Annotated in this window: 12 protein-coding genes and 2 pseudogenes; 11 read left to right on the top strand and 3 right to left on the bottom strand. The window is 70.1% G+C overall.

Going from position 1 to position 25,652, the window contains the following annotated elements:
• Nucleotides 1-58: 58 nt before the first annotated feature.
• Both WFQ67_RS16975 and WFQ67_RS16970 read right to left on the bottom strand, forming a co-directional pair.
• Nucleotides 59-1,393, bottom strand: a complete 1,335-nt coding sequence (locus WFQ67_RS16975; RefSeq protein ID WP_337057628.1) for a lysine N(6)-hydroxylase/L-ornithine N(5)-oxygenase family protein — start codon at nt 1,391-1,393, stop codon at nt 59-61.
• A 122-nt stretch (nt 1,394-1,515) separates the two neighbouring features.
• Nucleotides 1,516-2,001, bottom strand: coding sequence for a sigma-70 family RNA polymerase sigma factor (locus WFQ67_RS16970; RefSeq protein ID WP_337057627.1), 486 nt, complete (start codon nt 1,999-2,001; stop codon nt 1,516-1,518).
• 185 nt (nt 2,002-2,186) lie between these two features.
• On the opposite strand from WFQ67_RS16970, the gene WFQ67_RS16965 reads away from it, so the two are divergent.
• From WFQ67_RS16965 to WFQ67_RS16950, 4 genes are all read left to right on the top strand, one after another.
• Nucleotides 2,187-3,218 carry a FecR family protein gene (locus WFQ67_RS16965; protein ID WP_244862896.1) on the top strand — a complete coding sequence of 344 codons (1,032 nt, stop codon included), beginning with the start codon at nt 2,187-2,189 and terminating at the stop codon, nt 3,216-3,218.
• Between the two features lie 612 nt (nt 3,219-3,830).
• The gene (locus WFQ67_RS16960; protein ID WP_337057626.1) at nt 3,831-4,973 is read left to right on the top strand and encodes an efflux RND transporter periplasmic adaptor subunit; all 1,143 of its coding nucleotides are present in this window, start codon (nt 3,831-3,833) and stop codon (nt 4,971-4,973) included.
• A complete protein-coding gene (locus WFQ67_RS16955; RefSeq protein WP_337057625.1) occupies nt 4,970-6,946 on the top strand; it encodes a MacB family efflux pump subunit in 1,977 nt (658 codons plus the stop codon). The genes WFQ67_RS16960 and WFQ67_RS16955 overlap by 4 nt, the downstream gene beginning before the upstream one ends.
• Nucleotides 6,943-8,373, top strand: a complete 1,431-nt coding sequence (locus tag WFQ67_RS16950; RefSeq protein ID WP_337057624.1) for an efflux transporter outer membrane subunit — start codon at nt 6,943-6,945, stop codon at nt 8,371-8,373. Before WFQ67_RS16955 ends, WFQ67_RS16950 begins: the two co-directional genes overlap by 4 nt.
• Before the next feature lie 699 nt (nt 8,374-9,072).
• Here WFQ67_RS16950 and pvdP read toward each other — a convergent pair.
• A complete protein-coding gene (gene pvdP / locus WFQ67_RS16945) occupies nt 9,073-10,704 on the bottom strand; it encodes a pyoverdine maturation tyrosinase PvdP (protein WP_337057623.1) in 1,632 nt (543 codons plus the stop codon).
• A gap of 178 nt (nt 10,705-10,882) precedes the next feature.
• On the opposite strand from pvdP, the gene pvdM reads away from it, so the two are divergent.
• From pvdM to WFQ67_RS16915, 7 genes and pseudogenes are all read left to right on the top strand, one after another.
• On the top strand, nt 10,883-12,256 hold the full coding sequence (pvdM, locus tag WFQ67_RS16940; protein WP_337057621.1) for a pyoverdine-tailoring dipeptidase-like protein PvdM: 1,374 nt from the start codon (nt 10,883-10,885) through the stop codon (nt 12,254-12,256).
• On the top strand, nt 12,256-13,545 hold the full coding sequence (gene pvdN, locus WFQ67_RS16935) for a pyoverdine-tailoring periplasmic protein PvdN (protein ID WP_337057620.1): 1,290 nt from the start codon (nt 12,256-12,258) through the stop codon (nt 13,543-13,545). The genes pvdM and pvdN overlap by 1 nt, the downstream gene beginning before the upstream one ends.
• Before the next feature lie 26 nt (nt 13,546-13,571).
• Nucleotides 13,572-14,426 carry a dihydropyoverdine dehydrogenase gene (gene pvdO / locus WFQ67_RS16930; RefSeq protein WP_337057618.1) on the top strand — a complete coding sequence of 285 codons (855 nt, stop codon included), beginning with the start codon at nt 13,572-13,574 and terminating at the stop codon, nt 14,424-14,426.
• 112 nt (nt 14,427-14,538) lie between these two features.
• The gene (locus tag WFQ67_RS16925; RefSeq protein ID WP_337057617.1) at nt 14,539-16,191 is read left to right on the top strand and encodes a cyclic peptide export ABC transporter; all 1,653 of its coding nucleotides are present in this window, start codon (nt 14,539-14,541) and stop codon (nt 16,189-16,191) included.
• Between the two features lie 141 nt (nt 16,192-16,332).
• A pseudogene (locus WFQ67_RS16920) lies at nt 16,333-22,287 on the top strand (amino acid adenylation domain-containing protein); the annotation flags it as partial.
• 3 nt (nt 22,288-22,290) lie between these two features.
• A pseudogene (locus tag WFQ67_RS30420) lies at nt 22,291-24,138 on the top strand (amino acid adenylation domain-containing protein); the annotation flags it as partial.
• Nucleotides 24,139-24,221: 83 nt separating this feature from the next.
• Nucleotides 24,222-25,652: condensation domain-containing protein (locus WFQ67_RS16915; protein WP_337057615.1), on the top strand; the 1,431-nt coding region annotated here is incomplete at its 3' end.

Here is a 25,652-nt window from a genome sequence, read left to right as displayed (position 1 = left end):
CGGAAGTACTCGCAAGGGATGGGGAAGCGCGCCGGCGGGGCCGGCGCGGGCGAAGCGGTCAGCTGGCGGCGGCGAGGGCCTGCTGGAGGCCGCGCTCGACACGGGCGCCCGGCTCGATGTGGGCGTAGAGCGAGGCGGCGATCTCGTCGGCGCGGATCGGCAGCACCGACAGCAGGGTGTCGCTGAGCCCGTGGCTGGCCTGGCAGAAGCCCTGCATGTAGACGGCCGCCTGGCAACGCTCGTCGGTGCGGATGCGGTAGTCGCGGCCCACTTCGAAGTCGCCCATCCACTGCGCCAGGGGCTCCAGCAGGTGGCGATGGGCCTGGCGCTCGTAGCCGGTGGCGAGCACCACGGCGTCGTAGCGCTGCACGCTCTGCTCGCCGCTGGCGTTGTTGCGCAGCACCAGCTCGATGCCGTCGGCGCCGGCATTGGCGCGCTCCACGGTGCTGAGGATGTGGAAGGCGTGGCGGCGGATGCCGGAGACCTTCTGGCGGTAGAAGATGCCGTAGATGCGCTCGATCAGGTCGATGTCCACCACCGAGTAGTTGGTGTTGTGGTACTCGCGGATGAAGCGCTCACGCTCGGCACCGGTCTGGTTGAAGATCAGGTCGGTGAACTCGGGGGAGAACACTTCGTTGACGAAGGGGCTGTCGTCCGCAGGCTTGAGCGCCGAGCCGCGCAGGATCATGTCCACCTGCACCGAGGGGTAGCTGTCGTTGAGGTCGATGAAGGCCTCGGCCGCGCTCTGCCCGCCGCCGATGATGGCGATGCGCATGGGCTTGCCGCCGACGCAGGGCTGCCTGGCGATGCGCTCCAGGTACTGCGAGTGGTGGAACACCCGGGCATCGTCCTTGAGATGGCGGAAGGCCTGGGGAATGCGCGCGGTCCCCCCGGCGCTGACCACCACCGAACGCGTGGCGCGGACATGGGTCTCGCCGCCGGCATCGCGGGAGATCACCCGCAGCGCCTCGACGCGCTGGCCCTCCAGCACCGGCTCGATGGCCAGCACCTCCTCGCCGTAGCGGCTCTGCTCCTGGAATTGCCCGGCCACCCAGCGCAGGTAGTCGTTGAACTCCATGCGGCACGGGTAGAAGGTGCCGAGGTTGATGAAGTCCACCAGGCGGCCGTGCTGGTGCAGGTAGTTGACGAAGGAATAGGGGCTGGTGGGGTTGCGCAGGGACACCAGGTCCTTGAGGAAGGAAATCTGCAGCTCGCTCTGGGTCACCAGGGTGTTGCCGTGCCAGCGGTAGTCGGCCTGCTTGTCGAGGAACAGCGCATCCAGCGCACCCTGGTGGCGGGCACGCTCCTGCAGGGCGATGGCCAGGGCCAGGTTGGAGGGGCCGAAGCCGATGCCGATCAGGTCGTGGAGGGCGGTGTTCAGGGGCTGAGTCATGTCCAGTGTCCTCTGGAGGCGCCCCGGCGAGGGCGGCAGTCATTCGATGACGGCCCCACTGGCCGCCTGTTGACTAGGAACGAGGACAGGGAAATGAAATTTAGCCGGCGTGTAGACCGGCGTCAGGCGGACTCCCACTCGCGCATGCGCAGGCGACAGTGCTTCATGGCGTTGACGATGTGCTTCTCCACCAGCGACCGGGAGATTCCCAGGCGCGCGGCGATCTCGTCATGGGAAAGGCCCTCCAGCCTGCGCAGCAGGAAGGCGTCGCGGCACAACGCCGGCAACTCGTCGAGGGCGCGCTGCAGCAGGCCCAGCCGCTGCACCTGGGCCAGCGAGCGCAAGGGCGAAGGCGAGCGGTGCCGCGAGTCCTCTTCCTCGTCCAGCACCTCCAGCGGTTCGTTGCGCCGCACGGCGTTGCGGCGGTGTTCGTCGACCACCAGGTTCAGCGCCGTTCGGTAGAGAAACGCCCGTGGGGATTCGATCCGCTCTTGACTCGCGCGCTCCATCACCCGCAAATACGCGTCATGCACCACATCCGCGGCCGCCTGCCGATCCCCGAGCCTGGCGCTGAGGAAACGCACCAGCTCCCGATAGTAGATTTCCAATTCGCTCCCCCGGCGCCGGCCGCAAGCGGCGCTTACACTTGAGCTGGATCAAACCTCACCCACAGGGTGATGCTGGCAGTCTGAAATTATTAAATTTATAATAATTCTCATCAAGATTCATATCTCAGTGCGCCGCGTCAACGTGTGAAGCAACCACTCGAATTCAGGCAGAACCGGTAATCCTGATGAACAACGCCTCCTCCAAACCCCAAGGCGACTCGCTGGTCGAAGTCGCCGCCCACTGGTGCATGCGCCTGCACGCGGAGGATTGCACGGACGAGGAGCGTGCCCAGTTCCAGGCCTGGATCGAAGCGGACCCGGCCCACGCCCTCGAATACGCCGAGATGCTGGAGATCTGGGACCTCAGCGAACACCTGCCGCCGACCCAGCCGTCCCCCCGCCTGCACGTACCCCGCCAGCTTCCCAAACCGCCGCCGAGCCTCGCCCAGTTGCCGCCCCGCCAGCGCCCGCGCGGCCTCCTGCGTCGCCATGCGCGCGCCCTGGCGCTGGCCCTGGTCGCCCTGCCGCTCGCCGGCTACAGCGGCTGGATCGCCGGCTGGCTGCCCGACAGCTACCAGCGCTTCGAAGCCGAGAACAGCATCCGCCGCATCACCCTGCCCGACGGCAGCGACGTGGAACTGAACCTCGCCACGCGCCTGAGCTACGCCAACTTCATCGACCAGCGCCGCGTCAGCCTCGACAGCGGCGAAGCCTACTTCCACGTCAGCCACGACAGCGCCCACCCGTTCGTGGTGCAGGCCGGCCAGGGCTCGATCACTGTCACCGGCACCCGCTTCAACGTCTGGAAGTACCAGGACAACGTCGTGGTCACCGTCACCGAGGGCTCGGTCAAGGTGCGCAGCGAGCAGCGCGGCAACGACAGCAACCTCAGCCCCGGCATGCAAGCCAGCTTCGGTCCGGGCGACATGAAGCCGGCGGTCGGCGCCGTGGACACGCAGAAGGCCCTGGCCTGGCGCGACGGCAAGCTGATCCTCGACGACCTGACCCTCGCCGAGGCCGTGCCGCTGATCAACCGCTACCTCGACGCCCCGCTGGTACTGGGTGACCAGGCTAGTGCCGACCAGCGCATCGGCGGCATCTACAGCACCCGCGACATCCGCAGCCTGGTCAGCGCCCTGCCCCAGGTCCTGCCCGTCAGCCTCGCCCAGCAGGCCGATGGCAGCACCCTGATCAGCAACCGCAAGATGCGCCTGTGAAGCCGGGCGCCATGCCCGGAACGCCCCATCCGGTAAATTTGTCTCTGTCTGCGTTAAGTGTTGCTAGAAGGTTTCGAGCCCAGCTGATTGTCGAGCTTTGCTGATGTTTCTGGTTTCGCCCCCCGGCGAGTCTCTTTTTTCAATCGCCAAAAAAGAAACCAAAAACGCTTGCCCCATCATCCGGCCCGACTGCGTCGGGTGCCCTCACTCCGTCGTCGCTCTGGGGGCCGGCGCGATGGGCCATCCATGGCCTGGCGCGCCTCTCGCGGCATCCATGCCGCTCGTCCCCCGACGCAACGACTGCGTTCGGCCTCCTGAAGGGGCGTTTCCGCTGCTCCAACGTCTTCGCCGGAATCTTCATCGATGTGCGCATCACGCTTTGGGGGCGGAGTGGTTTACGTAGGGTGGCGTAGAGCGAAGCGAAACCCACGCGGTGGGCGTGACAGGGAGTCATAAATGCTCAGAAAGCACCGGACTTGAGCCTTCGCACCAAGCTCACAACAGCTAACGCAGACAGAGCCGTAAATTTCCCCGCGCCGTGATCGTTCATCTGGCAGCGCCCCTTCGCCGTCGCAGTGTGCCGGCCGGGGCCCCTCCAGAGCCGGACACCCCATGAGCGCCCCACGACTTCCACGCCGCCTGATCCTCGCCCCGCTGCTGCTCGTCCCCCTCCTCGCGCTCGCCGCCTGGAAGGCCATGCCCGACGCCGTCCATGAAGGCGACACCGTGACCGTCGCCGTCAGCACCATCGAAAGCAGCGTCAGCGCCCTCGGCACCCTGCAGCCACGCCGCTACGTCGATGTCGGCGCCCAGGCCTCCGGGCAGATCCGCAAGCTGCACGTGGAGCCCGGCGACAGCGTCGAGGAAGGCCAGCTGCTGGTGGAGATCGACCCCTCCACCCAGCAGGCGCGGGTCGATGCCGGGCGCTCCTCCATCGACACCCTCGCGGCGCAGCGGGAAGAACAGCAGGCCCAGCACGCGCTGGCCCGCCAGCAGTACGCCCGCCAGCAGAAACTCGCCGCCAGCGGCGCCACCCGCGACGAGGACCTGCAGGTCGCCCACGCCCAGGTGCGCACCACCCGGGCGCGCATCGCCATGATCGAGGCACAGATCCGCCAGGCCCAGGCGACCCTGCGCAGCGACGAGGCCGAGCTCGGCTACACGCGCATCTACGCCCCCATCTCCGGCACCGTGGTAGCGGTCGACGCCCGTGTCGGCCAGACCCTCAACGCCCAGCAGCAGACTCCCCTGATCCTGCGTATCGCCAAGCTCTCGCCGATGACCGTCTGGGCCCAGGTCTCGGAAGCCGACATCGGCCGCGTGCGGCCCGGCATGCCCGCCTGGTTCACCACCCTCAGCGGCGAAGGCCGGCGCTGGGAAGCCCGCGTGCGCCAGGTGCTGCCGCTGCCGCCGCGCCCGCTCGACCAGCTCAGCCAGGGCGGTGGCAGCCCCACCGGCAGCGGCGGCCGCGTGGTGCTCTACACCGTGCTGCTGGACGTGGACAACCAGGACAACGCCCTGATGACCGAGATGACCGCCCAGGTCCACTTCGTCTCCGAGCGCGTCGAGAACGCCCTGGCCGTGCCCATCGCCGCGCTGCTGGACGACGACAGGGTACGGGTGGTCGGCGCCCGGGGCGCCATCGAGGAGCGCCAGGTGCGCACCGGCGTGCGCGACCGCATGCAGGTCCAGGTGCTGGCCGGGCTCAGCGAGGGCGAATGCCTGCTGATCGGCGAGCCCGGCGACGCTCGATGAAGGCCCTGCACGAACCCGCCCTGCTGGAACTGATCGACGTCCGCAAGCGCTACGGCGGCAACGGCACGCCGGAAGTCGAGGTGCTGCGCGGCGTCTCCCTGCGCATCGAGGCCGGCGAATTCGTCGCGATAGTCGGCGCCTCCGGCTCCGGCAAGTCGACCCTGATGAACATCCTCGGCTGCCTCGACCGCCCCAGCTCCGGAACCTATCGCTTCGCCGGTCGCGACGTCGCCGCGCTGGACGGCGACGAACTGGCCTGGCTGCGCCGCGAGGCCTTCGGCTTCGTCTTCCAGGGCTACCATCTGATCCCCTCCGCCTCCGCCCGCGAGAACGTCGAGATGCCGGCCATCTATGCCGGCACCCCCGCGCCCGAGCGCAGCGCCCGCGCCGCCGAACTGCTGCGCCGCCTGGGCCTGGAGAGCCGCGCCGGCAACCGCCCGCACCAGCTTTCCGGCGGGCAGCAGCAACGCGTCTCCATCGCCCGCGCGCTGATGAACGGCGGCCACGTGATCCTCGCCGACGAACCCACCGGCGCCCTCGACAGCCAGAGCGGCATCGAGGTGATGAAGCTGCTCGAGGAACTGTCCGCCCAGGGCCACGCGGTGATCCTCATCACCCACGACCGCGAAGTCGCCGCCCGCGCCCAGCGCATCATCGAAGTGCGCGACGGCCATGTCGTCAGTGACAGCGCCGACGCCCGGACGCCCGGCGCGAACGCCGGTGCACTGCCAGCCAGCCGCCTGCGCGAACGCCTCGAAGAGCGCCGCGAACTGGCCCCCGGCGCCTGGCGGGGCGAACTGCTCGAAGCCCTGCGCGCCGCCTGGCGGGTGATGTGGGTGAACCGCTTCCGCACCGCCCTGACCCTGCTCGGCATCGTCATCGGCGTCGCCTCGGTGGTGGTCATGCTGGCCATCGGCGAAGGCAGCAAGCGCCAGGTCATGGCGCAGATGGGCGCCTTCGGCTCCAACATCATCTACCTCTCCGGCTACTCGCCGAACCCGCGCGTGCCCGAGGGCGTGGTCAGCCTCGCCGACATCGCCGCGCTGTCCGGGCTGCCCCAGGTCGAGCGGATCATGCCGGTCACCGGCGGCGACACCCTGGTGCGTCGCGGCAACCTCGACTTCCAGGCCTACACCCGTGGCAACGGCGTCGACTTCCCCAGCATCCTCAACTGGCCCGTCGTCGAAGGCGCCTTCTTCGACCAGGCCGACGAGGACAGCGCCGCCACCGTGGCGGTGATCGGCCAGAAGGTACGCGACAAGCTGTTCGCCGGACGCGACCCCATCGGCCAGCACATCCTCATCGAGAACGTGCCCTTCCAGGTGATCGGCACCCTCGCGGCCAAGGGCGCCAGCTCCGGCGACGAGGACGCCGACTCGCAGATCGTCGTGCCCTACTCCACCGCCAGCATCCGCCTGTTCGGCAAGCCCGAGCCGGACTTCGTCGTGGTCGCCGCCGCCGACGCCGACCGCGTGCAGCAGGCCGAGGCCGCCATCGACCGCCTGCTGCTGCGCCTGCACCGCGGCATCCGCGACTTCGAGCTGACCAACAACGCCGCACTGATCCAGGCCGAGGCCAGCACGCGCAACAGCCTGTCGCTGATGCTCGGCGCCATCGCCGCCATCTCCCTGCTGGTGGGCGGCATCGGCGTCATGAACATCATGCTCATGACGGTGCGCGAGCGGACCCGTGAAATCGGCATCCGCATGGCCACCGGCGCCCGCCAGCGCGACATCCTCCGCCAGTTCCTCACCGAAGCCACGCTGCTCTCGGTCACCGGCGGCATCACCGGCATCGCCATCGCCCTGCTGGTGGGCGGCGCCCTGTTGCTGGCCGATGTCGCCATCGCCTTCTCCCTCACCGCCATGCTCGGCGCCTTCGCCTGCGCCCTGGCCACCGGCGTCGCCTTCGGCTTCATGCCGGCACGCAAGGCCGCGCGGCTCGACCCGGTAACCGCACTGACCAGCCCATGACCGCACTCGCCCCCCGCACCCTGCTGCCCCTGTGCCTGGCGCTCGGCGCCTGCACCGGCGCCGATACCACACCGACGGCGGCGATCACGCCGCCTCCCCACTGGCAGTCCCCTGCCCGCCAGGGCGCCGCGCAGATCAGCGCCGACTGGTGGCACGCCTTCGGCAGCCCTGAACTCAGCCGGCTGATCCAGCAGGCCCGCCAGGGCAGCTTCGACCTCGCCGCCGGCCGCGCGCGGATACGCCAGGCCAGCGCCGCCGCCGTGATCGCCGGCGCCCCGCTGCTGCCCGAAGTGAAGGCCAAGCTGAGCGGCAGCTACCAGCAACTGCTGGGTGACGAAGGCTTCAGCGCCCTGGATGCCGAGCGCGACAAGCCGCGTTTCGACACCTATGCCGCCGGCCTCAGCGCCAGCTACGAGCTGGACTTCTGGGGCGGCAGGCGCGCCGCCCGCGACAGCGCCCTGCACAGCCTGGAGGCCAGCCGCTTCGACCAGGCGACCCTGGAGCTGACCCTGCTCGCCGGCGTCGCCAGCAGCTACCTGCAGGTGCTGGCCCTGGGCGACCAGGTGCGCATCGCCGAAGGCAACCTCGACAACGCCCGCCAGGTGCTGCAACTGGTGGAGGCACGCCAGGCCGCCGGCGCCGCCACGCGCCTGGAACTGGCCCAGCAGCGCAGCCTGGTGGCCGGCCGCGAACGCGCCCTGGAACGCCTGCGCCAACAGGGCGGCGAAGCCCGTGTCGCCCTGGCCACGCTGCTCGGCCAACCGGTGCAGGCACTGGACCTGAAGGGCGGGAAACTGGCCGGCATCCAGTGGCCCGGCATCGGCGCCGGCGTGCCCAGCGAACTGCTCGGCCGTCGCCCCGACATCGCCGCCGCCGAAGCACGCCTGGCCGCCGCCGACGCCGATGTGCGCGTCGCCCGCGCCGCGATGCTGCCGAGCCTGACCCTGAGCGCCAGCCTCGGCACCGGCTCCGAGCAGTTCTCCGACATCCTGCGCAACCCTTACTACGGCGTCGCCGCCGGCCTCGCCGCGCCTATCTTCAACGCCGGCCGCCTCGACGCCGGCCATCGCCAGCGCCAGGCCCGCGAGGAGGAGCTGCTGGCCACCTACCGCGCCGCCATAGTCGCGGCCTTCGGCGACGTGGAGCGCGCCCTGCTGGCCATCGACGGCCTCGACCGCCAGCGCCAGTGGCAAGCTGAGGAACTCGCCCAGGCCCAGCGCGCCTTCGAACTGGCGGAAAACCGCTACCGCGCCGGCGCCGAGACCCTGCTCACCGTGCTGGAGACCCAGCGCAGCCTCTACCAGGCCGAAGACGACGCCGTGCAACTGCACCTCGCCCGCCTGCAAGCCGCCGTCGGCCTGTACAAGGCCCTGGGCGGCGGCTGGACGCCAGACACCCGCCTGCAAGCCGACCGCTCCCCGGGCTGAAGCCCGGGCTGCCCGATACGCACCAGGCAATACCTGCTCGCGAGAAATGCCGTGCCATGCTCGGCTCCGCCTGGTGGAGGTAAAAAGCGACCTCCACCCTACGCTCCGGGGTACGCCCTGCCCGTAGGGGCGAATTCATTCGTCTGACTGCACTAGCTGTTGTGAATTTGATGCGAAGCCTCAAGCGCGGTGCTTTCCGGGGCATTTATGACTTCCTGTCGCGCCCACCGCATGGGTTTCGCCTCGCTCTACGCCATCCTACGGAAACCGTTGCGCACCGAGCGTGATGCGCACATTGATGAAGATTTTGGCGAAGAGGTTGGAGCGGCGGCCAAACGCCCCTTCAGGAGGCCGAGCGCAATCGTCGTTTCAGGGGTTGAGCGACATGGATGTCGCGAAAGGCGTACCGGGCCATGGATGGCCCGTTACGCCGGGCCCCTGAAACGATGATGGAGCGAGGGAAGTCTGGCTTCAGCCAGACCCGTATGCAGGGGCAAGCCCTTTTGGTTTCTTTTGGGTGGTTCGGCACCCCGACGACTGCCAAAAGAAACTCGCCCGGCAAGGCGAAACAGGAACCATCAGCAAGACTCGGCAATCGGCCTGACCAAAGACCCTCTAGCAACACATAACGCAGGCAGAACCAATTCATCCGCGATCCATTGCCCGGGACGCCCCGGATACCGATGGGCAGCGCCCCGGTCACCCCTTGCCCGGCAGCTTCAGGTTGCGCGCATACCAGGGCCGGCGCGGGGTCCGGCGCAGCAGGTCGCCGATGTCCTCCTCGCCGCTGAAGGCGATGCGCAGGGCCAGTTTCATGGCTTCGACCTCCAGCTCCCCGGCACCGCCGCCGGCATCGGCGATGCCGCCGCAACCGTGGGTGGTGGGCCCGAGCCAGGGGTCGGCCACTTCCACCCAGCGCCCCGGCGCGAACCAGGGCACGCCGTTGACTTCGCGACGCTGCACCTCGCCCGGGTGGGCGCGCTCGTGGGCGCGGAACCAGTCCTCGATGCGGTCGTCGATCCAGCCGTGGAAGCGCCAGAACACCGGGTTGACGTGGGACGAGAAGGGGTCGCCCAGGTAGTCGTTCTCATCGCGGAACCAGCGCGCGGCATAGTCGGAGGGCTCGCGATCGCCCACCACCGGCATGCCGTTGGACGGGTCGCGGGTCACGGTCGCCCAGCGCATGTGCAGCCAGTCGTGGATGTTCAGCTCCACTTCCGAACCGAACTGCGCCAGGGTCAGGCGACTCAGGTAGTCCGGGTCCTGGTACTGCGACTCCCAGACCTGGAAGTTGCCGAAGAAGGTCTCGGCCGCCTTGATGCCGTGCAGCCACTGGCTCAGCTCCTCGTCGTCGGCGGCCACCCAGGCCGGGGGCACCGAATCGCCGTCCCGGTTCTCCTGGTAGCGGATGAACCCCAGGCGGTCATGCTCGACATAGGGCGAGGGCAGCGGCAGGCGCGTCCAGTTCGGCAGGTCGGGCTGCAGGGCACGGGCCTGGCCGAGCATGTGCCGGTGCATGAAGAAGAAATCCTCGCCCGAGCCGTTGAGGTGCTTGCGCCGCCCCCGTGCGCCGCGCTCGGCATCGCGCGGGCCGGGTTGCCAGCCGGCACCGCGCAGCGCATCGCGCCTGGCGTCGTCGAGGCGGTGCCACTTGTCCCGCGTGGCGTGCCAGAGCTGGTGGAACAGCCGGTGCCCGGGCGAGACCAGCCAGGCCAGCAGCGCCGGCGCCAGCGGGGTGACCCGCTGCGCCTCGGGGAAGGCACGCTTGATGGCGACGAAGCGGCTGTCCGGCTCGGGCAGGTCCAGCGGCCGGTCGAGGCGGCGGATGCGGCCGCTGAGGGTGCCCGCACCGGCGTCCCCCCACCCGCCCCACACCTCGTCGAGGATCGCCTCCAGCTCGTGGCTGGGCGCCGATTCGCCGGCCGGCACCAGGCGCCAGCGCACCGTGCGCGCGTCCGCCGCCGCCAGTTCGCCCAGCACCCGGTAACGCGGCTCGCCAAGGCCACGCAGGCGCGCGCCCACATCGATGAAACCGCGCAGGGAACGGCCACCGGGACCGACGTCGAGCAGCATCTCGACGCCCTGCAACGGCAGGTCGTCCAGGCCGATGTCCATGCCGCTGAAACGCAGGTCCCAGATACCGCGCAGCGTGTCGGCGATGCGCACGCCCTCGCCGGCCGCGACCTCGACGCTGGCCTCGCCGGGCGTCTCCACCTGGCCCGGCTCCAGCCTGTCGTCGTGGTCCACCGGCTGGCGCGCGTACCACACCGCGGGCGCTGCCGCCCCGACCACCGCCAGCCCCGCCATGAACCCACGCCTGGAAAACCTCATCGTCACATCCGCATCCGTGTCAGCCACGCCTATCCAGCTAGAACGAGAGGCCCTGAAACAAATTTACAGCTGGCCGAACGCTAAATTTCCCACCGCCACCCTCGTTCCTCCGTGACAGGCGAACCCCGCAGCGGCGGGCGTCGCACACGTATCGACCCTGGCAATCAACGGGATGGCAATGAACACGACCCGCTCCAGCAAGGCCCCCTACCTAGCCGCCCTGGCACTCCTCCTCGCCCTCGTCGCTGTGGCGGCCTGGTACGTCCTCGCGTACCGCCAGGCCGAGGGCTACCCGAAGGAGGTGGTGAAGCACGCCGCCGAGCTGCAGGACCGCATCCTCTCCTTCGACAGCCACATCACCGTGCCCACCGACTTCGGCACCGAAGGCAAGGAGGCCGACCGGGACGGCGACGGCCAGTTCGACCTGATCAAGGCCGGGCGCGGGCGCCTCTCCGGTGCGGCGCTGACCATTTTCGGCTGGCCGGAGATCTGGAACGGCCCCAACGCGCCCCATCGCCCCACCGCCGCCTTCGTCGACGAGGCGCGCCACCAGCAGGAGCTGCGCTACAGGATCATCAGCGGCATGGTGCGCGACTTCCCCAACCAGGTCGGCATCGCCTACACCCCGGCCGATTTCCGCCGCCTGCACGGCGAAGGCAAGTTCGCCATCTTCATCAGCATGCTCAACGCCTATCCCATGGGCGACGACCTCGGCGCCCTGGACACCTGGGCCGCGCGCGGCATGCGCATGTTCGGCTTCAGCTACGTGGGCAACAACGCCTGGGCCGACTCCTCGCGCCCGCTGCCCTTCTTCAACGACAGCGTCGACGCCCTCGGCGGCCTCTCGCCCCTGGGCGAGCAGGCGGTGGCACGGCTGAACGACCTGGGCGTGGTGATCGACGTGTCGCAGATGTCCACCCTGGCCCTGGAAGACGTCGCCCGCCTCAGCCGCGCGCCCATCGTCGCCTCGCACTCGGCGCCGCGCGCGCTGGTGGACATCCCGCGCAACCTCAGCGACCCGGAAATGCAGCGGATCAAGGCAAGCGGCGGGGTGATCCAGGTGGTGGGCTTCCCCGCCTACCTCAAGCCGCTGAGCCAGCCCACCCTGGACAAGCTCAACGCCCTGCGTGCGCGCTTCGGCCTGCAACCGCTCGACGGCCTGGCCAACGCCCTGATGCCGGGCGACCCGATCATCGCCATCTGGCCGGAGCAGCGCTTCGGCGAGTACGCCAGCGCGCTCTACGCCATCCTCGAGGAAGAGCCCCGCGCCAGCGTCAAGGAACTGGTGGACGCCATCGACTACACCGTGCGCAAGGTCGGCATCGACCATGTCGGCATCGCCAGCGACTTCAATGACGGCGGCGGCGTCGAGGGCTGGATGAACGTCGGCGAGTCGCGCAACCTCACCGCCGAGCTGATCCTGCGCGGCTACTCCGACGCCGACATCGCCAAGCTCTGGGGCGGCAACTTCCTCCGCGTCTGGGAGGAGGTGCAGCGCCGTGCCAAACCGGCCGCCGCCAGCGCCGCACAACCGCAAGCGGAGCGTGGCTGATGAGCGACCGTCGCACCTTCCTCAAGCACGCCGGCCTCATCGCCGCCGCCCTGCCCCTGGGCTCCGCCCTCGCCGGCGACGCCCGGGCCGCCACACTGCCGGCCAGCCCCGCCCGGGACAAGTGGCAAGCCCTGCGCCAGCAGTTCGACCTGGACCCGGACTACCTGCACTTCTGCTCCTTCCTGCTCGCCTCCCACCCCCGCGTGGTGCGCGAGGCCATCGCCCACTTCCGTGCCCGGCTGGATGCCAACCCCGGCGAGGTGCTGGACTGGGACCGTGAGGAGCTCTGGGGCTACGAGAACGACGTGCGCGCCTGGGCCGGCCGCTACTTCGGCGTGCGCCCCGGCCAGGTCGCCTTAACCGGCAGCACCACCGACGGCCTGGCGATGATCTATGGCGGCCTGCAGCTGGCGCCGGACAAGGAGATCCTGGTCAGCGCCCACGAGCACTACTCCACCAACGCGCGCCTGGACTACCGCGAGCAGTTGATGGGCACCCGGGTGCGCCGCGTCGCGCTGTTCAAGGACCCGCACCTCGCCTCGGTGGACGAGATGCTCGGCAACGTCCGCCAGGCCATCCGCCCCGAGACCCGCGTGCTGGGCATGACCTGGGTGCAGTCCGGCAGCGGCGTGAAGCTGCCGGCGCGCGAGGTCGGCCAGTTGGTGAAGGAGATCAACCAGGGCCGCGACGAGGCGGATCGCCTCCTCTACGTGGTGGACGGCGTCCACGGCTTCGGCGTCGAGGACCTGGACTTCGCCGACTTCAACTGCGACTACTTCATCGCCGGCACCCACAAGTGGCTGTTCGGCCCCCGAGGCACAGGCGTGATCATCGCCCGCGAGGAGACGCCGCAGCCCCATCTGGTGCCCAGCGTCCCCACCTTCACCAAGGGCGAGACCTTCGGCACCCTGATGACCCCCGGCGGCTACCACGCCTTCGACCATCGCCTGGCGGTGGGCAAGGCCTTCGAGCTGCACCTGCAACTGGGCAAGGCCGACGTCCAGGCGCGCATCCACCAGCTCAACGACTACCTCAAGGCCCGCCTCCTCGAGCACGCCAGGGTGCAGCTGGTGACGCCGCGCAGCCGCGAGCTGTCCTCGGGCTTCACCTTCTTCCGCGTCGAGGGCCGCGACTGCGACGCCGTCGCCCGCTACCTGCTGGAGCGCAAGGTGATCAGCGACGCCGTGGACCGCGACGTCGGCCCCGTGGTGCGCCTGGCGCCCAGCCTGCTCAACGACGAAGCCGAGATCGACCGGGTGCTGGAGATCCTCGCCCCGCAGCTCGCCTGACCCTTTCGCCATTCGAGAGAACCGCCATGCACGCACTCAAGCCCCTGGCCCTGGTGGCCACCCTGCTCGCCACCACCCCCGCCATCGCTGCCAGGGCGAACGAACCCGGCACCCCGTTCAAGGACTGCAAGGACTGCCCCGAGATGGTCGTGCTGCCCGCCGGCAGCTTCACCATGGGCACGCCCGAGAACGAGCTCGGCCGCCAGCCAGACGAGGGCCCGCTGCACACCGTGACCTTCGCCAGGCCCTTCGCCATCAGCCGGTTCCAGGTGCTGGCCGGGGAGCTGCAGGCCTGGCAGCGCGAGGCCAAGGTCACCCTCCCCGATGGCGACGACCGCCCCGGCCGCCTGTGCAGCAACGGCAAGCCCAGCTACCCGCAGGGCCCCGAGCAGCCCGCCGTGTGCATCAGCTACGACGAGGTGAGGGCCTATGTCGCCTGGCTGTCGAAGAAGACCGGCAAGCACTACCGCCTGCTCAGCGAGGCCGAACGCGAGTACGCCGCCCGCGCCGGCAGCGAGGGCCCGTTCCCCTTCCCCCTCGACGAAGGCAAGGACTACAGCATCGCCCGGCACGCCAACACCTACGGCGCCGCCGACGGCTACAACTACACCTCCCCGGCGGGCAGCTTCCCGGCCAACGCCTTCGGCGTCCACGACATGCACGGCAACGTCTACGAATGGGTGGCCGACTGCCAGAACGACGACTACCAGGGCGCCCCCGTCGACGGCAGCCCGTGGCTGGCCGGCAACTGCGCATCCCGCATGATCCGCGGCAACGACTACTCCGAGGCGCCGATCTTCTCCCGCTCCGGCAACCGCAACGACCGCGACCCCGCCACCCGTGGCGACTGGCTGGGCTTTCGCGTCGCCCGCGAGCTCTGAGCCCGCCGCGCCGGCGCGCTAAATCCACCCCGCGACGACTCGTCTTCTCTCTACACAGCCCCAGGTTCACCGCCAGGGGCTGCCTCCCCATGCGGTGAACGAGGCCGATTCCATGACTTCATCCCCACGCAGCGCCACCCGAGAACTCCTGAGCCTGATCAAGCCCTACCGCTCGACCCTGTTCGTCTCGATCCTGTGCGGCATCCTCGGCGGCCTGAGCGTCACGGCGCTGCTGGCCACGGTCAACCAGGGCCTGCACAGCGAGGCCGGCATCGACCGCCAGGTCGTGCTGGCCTTCGTCGGCCTGTGCGCCGTCGCTCTGCTGGCCAGCATCGCCGCCGACATCGGCAGCAACTCGGTGGGCCAGCGGGTCATCGCGCTGCTGCGCAAGGACCTGGGGGCCAAGGTGCTCGCCGCGCCGATCGAGCAGATCGAGCGCTATCGCACCCACCGGCTCATCCCGGTGCTGACCCACGACGTCGACACCATCAGCGACTTCGCCTTCGCCTTCGCCCCCCTGGCCATCTCCATGACCGTGGTGCTCGGCTGCCTGGGCTACCTGGCCACGCTGTCGCTGCCCATCTTCGCGCTCACGCTGCTGGCCATCGGCATCGGCTCGGCCGTGCAGTTCGTCGCGCAGAGCAAGGGCCTGCGGGGCTTCCACGCCGCCCGCGACGCCGAGGACAACCTGCAGAAGCACTACCAGGCGATCTCCGAGGGCGCCAAGGAACTGCGCATCCACCGCCCGCGCCGCCAGCGCATGCTCAAGGACAACATCCAGGGCACCGCCGACTTCATCTGCCAGACCCATATCCGCGCGATCAACATCTTCGTCATCGCCAAGAGCTTCGGCTCGATGCTGTTCTTCGTGGTGATCGGCCTGGCCCTGGCCATGCAGTCGATCTGGCCGAGCGCCAACCCGGAGGTGATGAGCGGGTTCGTCCTCGTCCTGCTCTACATGAAGGGGCCGCTGGAGAACCTGATCGGCAACCTACCCATCGTCGGCCGCGCGCAGATCGCCTTCCGCCGCATCGCCGACCTGGCCGAGCGCTTCTCCTCGCCGGAGCCGCACCTGCTGCTGGACACGCCGCCCCGGCCCGCCCCCGCGCTGCACCGCCTGGAGCTGCGCAACGTGCAGTACGCCTTCCCGGCGGTGGACGGCAACGCCCCGTTCACGCTCGGCCCGATCGACCTGGATGTCGAGGCCGGCGAGATCCTCTTCATCGTCGGCGAGAACGGCTGCGGCAAGACCACCCTGATCAAGCTGCTGCTGGGCCTGTACAGCCCGCAGCAGGGCGAGATCCGGGTCAACGGCCAGGCCGTCGACGCCAAGGGCCTGGACGAATACCGGCAGCTGTTCACCACGGTGTTCGCCGACTACTTCCTGTTCGAGGACGTGCTCGCGTCCGACCGGGCCGTCCCCCAGGACGCCACCCGGTACCTGGAGCGCCTGGAGATCGCCCACAAGGTCAGCGTCAAGGATGGCCGCTTCACCACCACCGACCTGTCCACCGGGCAACGCAAGCGCCTGGCACTGGTCAACGCATGGCTCGATGAACGCCCGGTGCTGGTATTCGACGAATGGGCCGCCGACCAGGACCCGACCTTCCGCCGCATCTTCTACACCGAGCTGCTGCCGGACCTGAAGCGCATGGGCAAGACCCTAGTGGTGATCTCCCACGACGACCGCTATTTCGACATCGCCGACCAGCTGATCCGCCTGCAGACCGGCAGGATCACCCGCGACACCCCCGCCCTCGCCTGACCCCTTCGCGGCGGGCGCCCCGGCGCGCCCGCCCAGCTTCCCCGCCACCTCCGGCAAAGCGCCCCAGGCGCCTAAATCCCGCTCGCCAGCCTTCGTCTTCATGACAACGTTTGTTTTCAGCCGACGGCCACGAGATCGACAATGAAGCAACTCCCCTCCCTGCCCGATGACGACCTGCTGGCCCTGCTGCTCGCCGACGAGGGCGAACCGAGCGACGCCATCCGCCGCCTTCCCGACCCGGGCCCCCGCCCGCTTTCATTCGCGCAGCAACGCCTCTGGCTGGCGCAGCAGATCGATCCCCAGGGCTCGGCCTACAACCTGCCGCGCGCCTTCACCATCCGTGGCCCGTTGCAGGCGGACCTGCTGGAGATCGCCCTCGGCAAGGTCGTCGACCGACACGACATCCTGCGCAGCCGTTTCGAGGCCGCCGATGGCACGCCCAGGCAGTGCGTGGACGCCTCCGCCACCGTGCCCCTGGAGGTCCACGACCTTTCGACGCTGGCCGCAGCGGAGCGCGCAGAGCGGCTCGCCCGGCACATCCGGCGGGAGGCCGCGACACCCTTCGATCTCGCCCGGGCGCCGCTGCTGCGCTGCACGCTGCTGCGCATGGGCCGCGATGAGCACACTCTGCTGCTGACTCTGCACCACATCGTCTCGGATGCCTGGTCCAACCCCATCCTCATGCAGGACCTGACAAGGGGCTACCTGCAGGCGGCGAACGGCGACGACCGCCCGTTGCCGCGCCCCGCCATCCAGTACGCCGACTACGCCCACTGGCAGCGCGAGGTCTACCCGGGCAGCGCCGCCTTCGAGAACGCCCACCACTACTGGCGCACCTACCTGGGCACGGACGTCCCGCCACTCGCCCTGCCCCTCGACCGGGCGCCGCAACCCACCGCCCCGGCGACGGCCAGGCAGCTCGCGCACGACCTGCCGGGCGACCTGGTGCAGCGCCTCGGCGCACGCTGCCAGGCGCTTGGCGTGGCGCCCTTCGTCATGCTGCTGGGTGCCTGGCAGCTGCTGCTGGCGCGCTACAGCGGCCAACGCGAATTCACCGTCGGCGTGCCCAACGCCGGGCGCAACCGCGCCGAAACCCAGGAGCTGGTGGGCTGCTTCGTCAACACCCAGGTCTACAAGGCCCGCATCGACGGCGCGCAGACCGGCCTGGCATTCCTCCAGGGGTTGCGCCAGCAGTCGCTGGCCGCCATGGAGCATGCCGACTACCCCATCGAATACCTGCTCGAACACCTCGACCTGCAGCGCAGCGCCGAGGGCAACCCGCTGTTCCAGACGCTCTTCAACTGGCGGGTCGCCGACGCGGGCACCGTCGCGCCGGCCATCGCCGGCCTGTCCATCGAGCCCCTGGAAGCGGGCGAGCAGGACGCCAAGTTCGACCTCTCGCTGGACGTCGAATCCTCGCCGCACGGCCTGCGCGCGACCCTGGAATACCGCGCCTGCGCATTCGACGAGGACACCGTGGCCCGCATCGCCCGCCACTGGCAGCACCTGCTGCAGGGGCTGGTGGAGCACCCCGAGCGGCCCCTCGGTGCGCTCGCCACCCAGCCCGAGCAGGAACGCCAGGCACGCCTGGCGCAGAGCCGTGGCCCGGTCGTGGCGCCGGCCCTGCAGCCCATCCACCTGGCCATCGCCGACCAGGCAAGGGCGACCCCCGAGGCCCCGGCGGTGCGGTTCGAACAGCGCACCCTGAGCTACGCCGAACTGGAGCGCCAGGCCAACCGCCTGGCGCATCGCCTGCTGGCCGAGGGCGTGGGCCCGGACGTGCGCGTCGGCATCGCCCTGCCCCGCTGCCCGGAGCTGGTCATCGCCCTGCTCGCCGTGCTCAAGGCCGGCGGCGCCTACGTGCCGCTGGACCCCGGCTACCCGCGCGAGCGACTGGCGTACATGATCGAAGACAGCGCCATCACCGTGCTGCTCACCCAGGCCGCGCTGGCAGGGCAGCTGCCCGTCCCCGATGCGCTGCCGACCCTGGAACTGGATGCGGCCCGGCCGATCTGGAGCGAGGGCCCGGCGCACGCCGTCGACGCTGCCGCCCACCCCGAACAGCTCGCCTACATGATCTACACCTCCGGCTCCACCGGCCGTCCCAAGGGCGTGCAGGTGCGCCATGGCGCGCTGAGCAACCACATGCAGTGGATGCAGGGCGCGATCCCCCTGTGCGCCGAGGACCGGGTGCTGCAGAAGACCGCCATCAGCTTCGATGCCTCGGTCTGGGAGTTCTGGCTGCCGCTGATGAGCGGCGCGCAACTGGTGCTGGGCTCCTCCGCACTGGCCGAGGACCTGTCGCTGCTGTGGCGGGAAGTCGCCGAACACCGCATCACCCACCTGCAGATGGCCCCCTCGCTGATGCGCGGCCTGCTGCCCCACGGCCAGGCCGGGCAACTGGATTCCCTGCGCCTGCTGGCACTCGGCGGCGAGGCCCTGGACAACGCGCTGCTGCTCCAGATCGGCCAACACTGGGCCGGCCCGCTGGTGAACCTCTACGGCCCCACCGAAAGCACCATCGATGCCTGCTTCCAGCGCTTCGACCTGGGCGAGGCGCCCGGCGAGGCGATGCCGCCGATCGGCCGCGCCATCGACAACCTCGCCTGCTACGTCCTCGACGAGCACCTGCAGCCCTGCCCCATCGGCGTCAGCGGCGAGCTGTACATCGGTGGCGCCGGGCTCGCCCGGGGCTACCACGGCCAGCCCGCGCTGACCGCCGAGCGCTTCGTCGCCGACCCGTTCTCGGACGGTGGCCGCCTCTACCGCACCGGCGACCTGGCCCGCTATCGCCAGGACGGCCGCCTCGAATGCCTGGGGCGCACCGACCACCAGGTCAAGATCAGGGGCCTGCGCATCGAACTGGGCGAGATCGAAGCCGCCATCGCCCAGCTGCCCCTGGTTCACCAGGCCGCCGTGCTCGCCGTGGACATGACCGCCGGCCGCCAGCTGGTGGCCTACTGGAGCCCCCGCGAAGCCGCCCGGGGCGACGAGCAGGCGCTGCGTACGGAGCTGATGCAGGCCCTGGCGCAACGGCTTCCCGAGCACATGGTGCCGGCGCACTGGGTGATGCTCGACCGCCTGCCGCTGACCGCCAACGGCAAGCTCGACCGCGCCGCGCTGCCCCACCCCGATGCCAGCGCCACCCAGCGCCCCTGGCAGGCGCCACAGAACGAGCTGGAGCGGCGCATCGCGGCGATCTGGCAGGAGGTGCTCAAGCGCGAGCGCATCGGCATCGACGAGAACTTCTTCGAGCTGGGCGGCGACTCCATCCTGTCGATCCAGGTCGTCAGCCGCGCCCGGCAGGACGGCCTGCGCTTCACCCCCAGGGACCTCTTCAACAACCAGACCATCCGTGGCCTGGCCACCGTCGCCCAGGTGCTTGAGCACGACGCGCCCGTGGCGGACCAGGGCCCGGTGACCGGTGCGGCACCGCTGCTGCCCGTGCAGCACGCCTTCTTCGAGCGTGAACTGCCCCAGCGCCACCACTGGAACCAGTCGGTGCTGCTGCGACCGGCCCAGCCCCTGCAGCCCGACCTGCTGACCCGCGCCCTGCACGCGCTGGTCAGCCACCACGACGCCCTGCGCATGGCCTTCCACCAGCGGGCCGATGGCTGGCACGCCGAGTACCGGGGCCTCCACGACGACCCGGAACTGCTCTGGCAGCACCGCCTGGAGCGACTGGCGGACCTGGAGCCCCTCGCGCAGCAGGCCCAGCGCAGCCTGGACCTGGCCAAGGGCCCGCTGCTGCGGGCGCTGCTGGTGGACTGCGCCGACGAAGGCCAGCGCCTGCTGGTGGTGATCCACCACCTGGTGGTCGACGGCGTCTCCTGGCGCATCCTGCTGGACGACCTGCAGACGGCCTACCGCCAGCTCCAGGCCGGCGAGCCCCTGCAACTGCCGGCCAAGACCAGCGCCTTCAGACAATGGGGCGAGCGGCTCCAGGCCTACGCGGCCACCCGGGCCGGGCAGGCGCTGCACTGGGCCGACGAGCCCGCGTGCGGCGACGTGCTGCCGGGCGCCCGGGCCGATGCCAGCCTCTCGTCCCGGCACGCCGAGACCGTCGACATCGGCCTCCACCCGGAGAGTACGGCGAAGCTGCTCAACAGCGCCCCCGCCGCCTACCGGACGCGGATCAACGACCTGCTGCTCACCGCCCTCGCCCGGGCCCTGTGCCGCTGGACCGGCGCCCCGTCGGCCCTGGTGGAGCTGGAAGGCCATGGCCGCGAAGACCTGTTCGACGAGCTCGACCTGACCCGCACCGTGGGCTGGTTCACCAGCCTGTACCCGGTACGCCTGGCCCCGCAGGTGGACATCGGCGCCTCGATCAAGGCGATCAAGGAACAGCTGCGCACGGTCCGCGACAACGGCATCGCCTTCGGGGCACTGCGCTACCTGGGTGATGAGGAAACCCGCCGGCGCCTGGCGGCGCTGCCCACTCCGCGCGTCACCTTCAACTACCTGGGCCAGTTCGACGGCAGCTTCGACGACGCCTCGGGCGCGTTCCTGGCCCCCTGCCCGGGCCCGACCGGCGACGAGCGCGACGCCGCCGCGCCCCTGGGCAACTGGCTGACCATCAACGGCCAGGTGTACGACGGCCGCCTCGGCCTCAGCTGGACCTTCAGCCGCGAGATGTTCGACCGCGACGCCATCGCCGCCGTGGCCAACGACTGCCTGGCCGAGATCGAGCAGCTGGTGGAACACTGCTGCACCGGCCGCGCCCTGGGCGTGACGCCCTCGGACTTCCCCCTGGCCAGGCTCGACCAGGCGCAGCTGGACGCCCTGCCGGTCGCCGCCGAGGACATCGAGGACATCTTCCCGCTGTCGCCCATGCAGGAAGGCCTGCTGGTGCACACGCTGCTCGAACGGCATTCCGGCATCTACTTCATGCAGGAGTGCTACGTCATCCGCGAGGCACTCGACTACGCCGAGTTCCGCTCCGCCTGGCGCCAGGTGATCCAGCGCCACGAGGCGGTGCGCGCCTCCTTCGTGTGGAACACCGGTGGCGAGCTGCTGCAGGTGATCCGTCGCGCCCCCGAGGTCGATGTCGCGCCGCTGGACCTCAGCCTGCTGCCCGCCGACGAAGCCAAGGCCCGTATCGAGGCCATGCTCGAAGCGGAGCGCAAGGCCGGCTTCGACCTGGCCGATGCGCCGCCGATCCGCTTCCACCTCTTCCGCCTGCCCGACCAGACCCACCTGTTCGTCATGAGCAACCACCACATCCTGCTCGATGCCTGGTGCCGCTCGTTGCTGATGGCCGACTTCTTCGAGATCTACCGCGCACGCCTGGAGGGCCGCCAGGAACACCTGGAGACGCCCTACCGCTTCCGCCACTTCATCGAATGGCTGCAACGGCAGGCCCCCGAAGCCGCCGAGGCGTTCTGGCGCCAGCAGCTCGAAGGGTTCGAGCAGCCCACCGCCCTGCCGATGGACAGGCCCTCGGTGGGCGAGCAGGCGGCACCGTCCGCCATCGACGACAACTACACCTGGCTGGAGCTCGACGAGAGCCGCCTGCTGCAGGAGCGCGCCACCCAGTACCGCCTGACCCTGAACACCTTCGTCCAGGCGGCCTGGGCCCTCACCCTGCATCACCATTCGCGGGCCCGGGACCTGGTCTTCGGCGTGACCGTATCCGGCCGCCCGGCGCACATCCCGGAGATGCAGCGCACCGTGGGGCTGTTCATCAACAGCGTGCCCCTGCGCGTCGGCATTCCCGAACCGCACCTGGGCACCGGCGTGCTCGAATGGCTGCAGGGCATCCTCGCGACCAACGTCGCGATGCGCGAGTACGACTACCTGCCGCTGGTGAAGATCCAGGCGTGCAGCGAGCTGCAACCGGGCCTCTCGCTGTTCGACACCCTGTTCGTGTACGAGAACGCCCCGCTCGACGATTCGGTCGGCGAGGACGCCAGGAACCTCGGCGTGGCCGCCGAGTCCTCGCGCACCCACACCAACTACCCGATCACCGCCGTCATCTACCCCGGCGAGCAGATGGGCCTGCACCTGTCCTACGACACGCGCTACTTCGACCGCGCGACCATGGACGCGATGCTCGCGCGCTTCCGCGGCTTCCTGGTCGCCCTCGCCCATGGGCTGGAAGGCCCGGTCGAGCCGTTGCTGGACGCCGGGGCGGACGACCCCGAGCAGGTCCTGCGCCATAACCGGACCCAGGTCGGGCACGACCTGTCGACCGGCTACATAGCGCAGTTCGAGGCCCGCGTCGACCGCCACCCCGAGCGGATCGCCGCCTCCTGCGAGGCCCGCAGCTGGACCTACCGCGAGCTGGACGGCCACGCCAACCGCCTCGGCAACCGCCTCGTCGAGGCCGCGGTGGTGCCCGACCAGGCCGTGGCCCTGCTGGCGGACCGCGACCTCGAACTGCTCGGCATGATGATCGGCACCTTCAAGGCCGGGGCCGGCTACCTGCCCCTGGACCCCAGTCACCCGGACGAGCGCCTGAGCGACATCCTGCAACGCAGCCGCGCACCGGCGCTGGTCTGCACGGCGGCCCATCGCCAGCGCGCCCTGGCACTGATCGCCGGCGCCCAGCGGGAGATCGAGCTGATCGTCTGGGAGTCGTTGCCGCACGGCCCGCACCGCGAGGCTCGGCCCGGCATCCCGACCGGGCCGCGCCACCTGGCCTACGTGATCTTCACCTCCGGCTCCACCGGGCAGCCCAAGGGCGTGATGGTCGAGCAGGCCGGCATGCTCAACAACCAGTTGAGCAAGGTGCCCTACCTCGGGCTGGACGAGCACGACGTCATCGCCCAGACCGCCTCCCAGGCCTTCGACATCTCCGTCTGGCAGTTCCTCACCGCACCGCTGTATGGCGCCCAGGTGCGGATCTTCCCCGACGCCGTCTCGCGCCACCCCGCCGCGCTGCTGGAGCAGACGCGTGCGCACCGCATCTCCGTGCTGGAGATCGTCCCGGCCCTGATCCAGGCGATGCTGGAGGAGCCGCCCCAGCCCCTGCCCGGGCTGCGCTGGCTGCTGCCCACCGGCGAGGCCCTGCCGGCGGAGACGGCCGCCGCCTGGCTGCGCCGCTACCCGGGCATCCCCATGGTCAACGCCTATGGCCCCGCCGAGTGCTCGGATGACGTGGCGTTCTGCACGCTGACCCCGGCCTCCGCCCAGCGCCCCGTCGTGCCCATCGGCCACCCCACCGACAACAACCGCCTGTACCTGCTGGACGACTACCTCGCCCTGGTTCCGGACGGCGCCACCGGCGAGATCGGCGTGGCCGGCGTCGGCGTCGGCCGCGGCTACTGCGCCGACCCGGTGCGCACCGCCCTGCAGTTCGTGCCCAACCCCTTCGCCCTGGTGCCCGGCGAACGCCTGTACCGCACCGGCGACCTGGCGCGCCGGCGCACGGACGACCACGCCCTCGAATACATCGGCCGTGTCGACCACCAGGTGAAGATCCACGGTTTCCGCATCGAGCCCGGCGAGATCGAGGCCCGCATCGCCCAGTACCCTGGCATCCGAGAAGCCGCCGTACTGGTCTGCGACAGCGGCCGGGGCAAGCAGCTGGTGGCCTTCCTCACCCTGCACGAAGGCGCCGAGGCGCTGGCCGAGGACCTCGAGCGGCTGCGCGCCTTCCTCAAGAGCCAGCTGCCCGCCTACATGGTGCCGCCGCTGTTCCAGGTGCTGGAACAGATGCCGCGCAACGCCAACGGCAAGCTCGACCGCAAGGTGCTGGCGACCCTGGAGCTGCGCACCGCCGCGCAGCTGCACCGCCCGCCGGAAGGCGCCCTGCAGGAAGGTGTCGCCGCCATCTGGCGCGCCGTGCTGGGCATCGAGCAGGTCGGCCAGGACGACAACTTCTTCGCCCTGGGCGGCAACTCGCTGCTGGCGACCCAGGTGATCTCGCGGGTCCATCTGAAGCTGAAGATCGAGGCGCCGCTGGCCAGCCTGTTCGAAAGCGCGACCTTCGAGGATTTCGCCGGCCGGCTCGCCGCCCACCAGACCCCCACCACCGATTCTGACCTGAGTGATCTGTTCGATCTGCTCGATGTGCTGGAGACGCACTGATGCAAAGCCACTCCCTGTCCGCCCTGGTCGAACGCTTCATCAAGCTCCCCGCCGAGCCGCGCAAGACGCTGTACCGGCAGATGAGCGACAAGGGCATCAGCCTGTCGCGCCTGCCCATCCCGGTCACCCGGGGCCAGTTCGAGCACCTGCCGCTGTCCTTCGCCCAGGAGCGCCAGTGGTTCCTCTGGGAGCTGGACCCCACCAGCACGGCCTACAACATGCCCCTGGCCCTGCGCCTGCGCGGCCCGCTGGACCGCGCCGCCCTGCAGCATGCGTTCGACGGCCTGGTGGCGCGCCACGAGAGCCTGCGCACCCGCTTCTACGAGCACGACGCCCGCCGCTACCAGCGCGTCGAGGCAGCGGCGCCGCTGGCCATCGTCGACGAGACGCTGCCGCCGGGAACCGACCTGCACAGGCACCTGGAAGCGCTGATCGACGAGCCGTTCGACCTGCTCGCCGGTGACCTGCTGCGGGTGCGCCTGATCCCGCTCGGCGAGCAGGACCACATCCTGCTGCTGGTGCAGCACCACATCATCTCCGACGCCTGGTCCATGCAGGTGATGGCCCAGGAACTGGTGCAGCTCTACAGCGCCCACCAGGCCGGCCAGCCGGACGCCCTGGAGCCGCTGCCCATCCAGTACGGCGACTACGCGCTCTGGCAGCGGCACTGGATGGAAGCCGGCGAACGCGACCGCCAGCTGGGCTGGTGGAAGGCCCAGCTGGGCGCCCACCACCCCGTGCTGGAACTGCCCACCGACCGCCCCCGCCCGGCCGTGCAGGGCAGCGGCGGTGCCAGCCTGGACGTACCGCTGCCCGCTGCGCTGGCGCGCCGCCTGCACGCCCTGGCCCAGCAGGAAAACGCCACGCCCTTCATGCTCCTGCTGGCCTCCTTCCAGGCCCTGCTGCACCGCTACAGCGGCCAGCAGGAAATCCGCGTCGGCGTGCCCGTGGCCAACCGCCAGCGCGCGGAAGTCCAGCGGCTGATCGGCTTCTTCGTCAACACCCAGGTGCTCAATGCGCGCTTCGAGGAGAACCCCGGCTTCCGGGCCCTCCTGCAACAGGTGCGGCAGCTGGCCCTGGGCGCGCAGACCCACCAGGACCTGCCCTTCGAGCAACTGGTGGAAGCCCTGCAACCGGAGCGCAGCCTCAGCCACACGCCCCTGTTCCAGGTGATGTACAACCACCTGGAGGCGGAGCGCGGCACGCCAGCCCAGGGCTCCGCCGAGCTGCAGGTCGAGCCGGTGCCGCGCGAGGTGCGCAGCGCCCAGTTCGACCTCAGCCTCACCACCTTCGAATCGGCGGAGGGCCTCACCGCCACGCTGGTGTACGCCACCGACCTGTTCGAGGCCGCTACCATCGAGCGCATGGCCGGCCACTGGCTGGGCCTGCTGGAGGCCATCGTCACCCGGCCCGATGCGCCCATCGCGGAG

Origin of the sequence: Pseudomonas sp. USHLN015 (assembly GCF_037153275.1) — a bacterium.
In the GTDB taxonomy this organism is placed as follows: domain Bacteria; phylum Pseudomonadota; class Gammaproteobacteria; order Pseudomonadales; family Pseudomonadaceae; genus Metapseudomonas; species Metapseudomonas tohonis.
Note: the sequence above shows the minus strand (reverse complement) of the source record. Positions and strands in the feature narration are given on the sequence as shown.

Bases quoted from the DNA above. Each gene is read 5' to 3' on its own strand.
- WFQ67_RS16975 (WP_337057628.1), bottom strand. From the start codon at position 1,393: ATGACTCAGCCCCTGAACACCGCCCTCCACGACCTGATCGGCATCGGC.
- WFQ67_RS16965 (WP_244862896.1), top strand. From the start codon at position 2,187: ATGAACAACGCCTCCTCCAAACCCCAAGGCGACTCGCTGGTCGAAGTC.
- WFQ67_RS16960 (WP_337057626.1), top strand. From the start codon at position 3,831: ATGAGCGCCCCACGACTTCCACGCCGCCTGATCCTCGCCCCGCTGCTG.
- WFQ67_RS16955 (WP_337057625.1), top strand. From the start codon at position 4,970: ATGAAGGCCCTGCACGAACCCGCCCTGCTGGAACTGATCGACGTCCGC.
- WFQ67_RS16950 (WP_337057624.1), top strand. From the start codon at position 6,943: ATGACCGCACTCGCCCCCCGCACCCTGCTGCCCCTGTGCCTGGCGCTC.
- pvdP (WP_337057623.1), bottom strand. From the start codon at position 10,704: ATGAGGTTTTCCAGGCGTGGGTTCATGGCGGGGCTGGCGGTGGTCGGG.
- pvdM (WP_337057621.1), top strand. From the start codon at position 10,883: ATGAACACGACCCGCTCCAGCAAGGCCCCCTACCTAGCCGCCCTGGCA.
- pvdN (WP_337057620.1), top strand. From the start codon at position 12,256: ATGAGCGACCGTCGCACCTTCCTCAAGCACGCCGGCCTCATCGCCGCC.
- pvdO (WP_337057618.1), top strand. From the start codon at position 13,572: ATGCACGCACTCAAGCCCCTGGCCCTGGTGGCCACCCTGCTCGCCACC.
- WFQ67_RS16925 (WP_337057617.1), top strand. From the start codon at position 14,539: ATGACTTCATCCCCACGCAGCGCCACCCGAGAACTCCTGAGCCTGATC.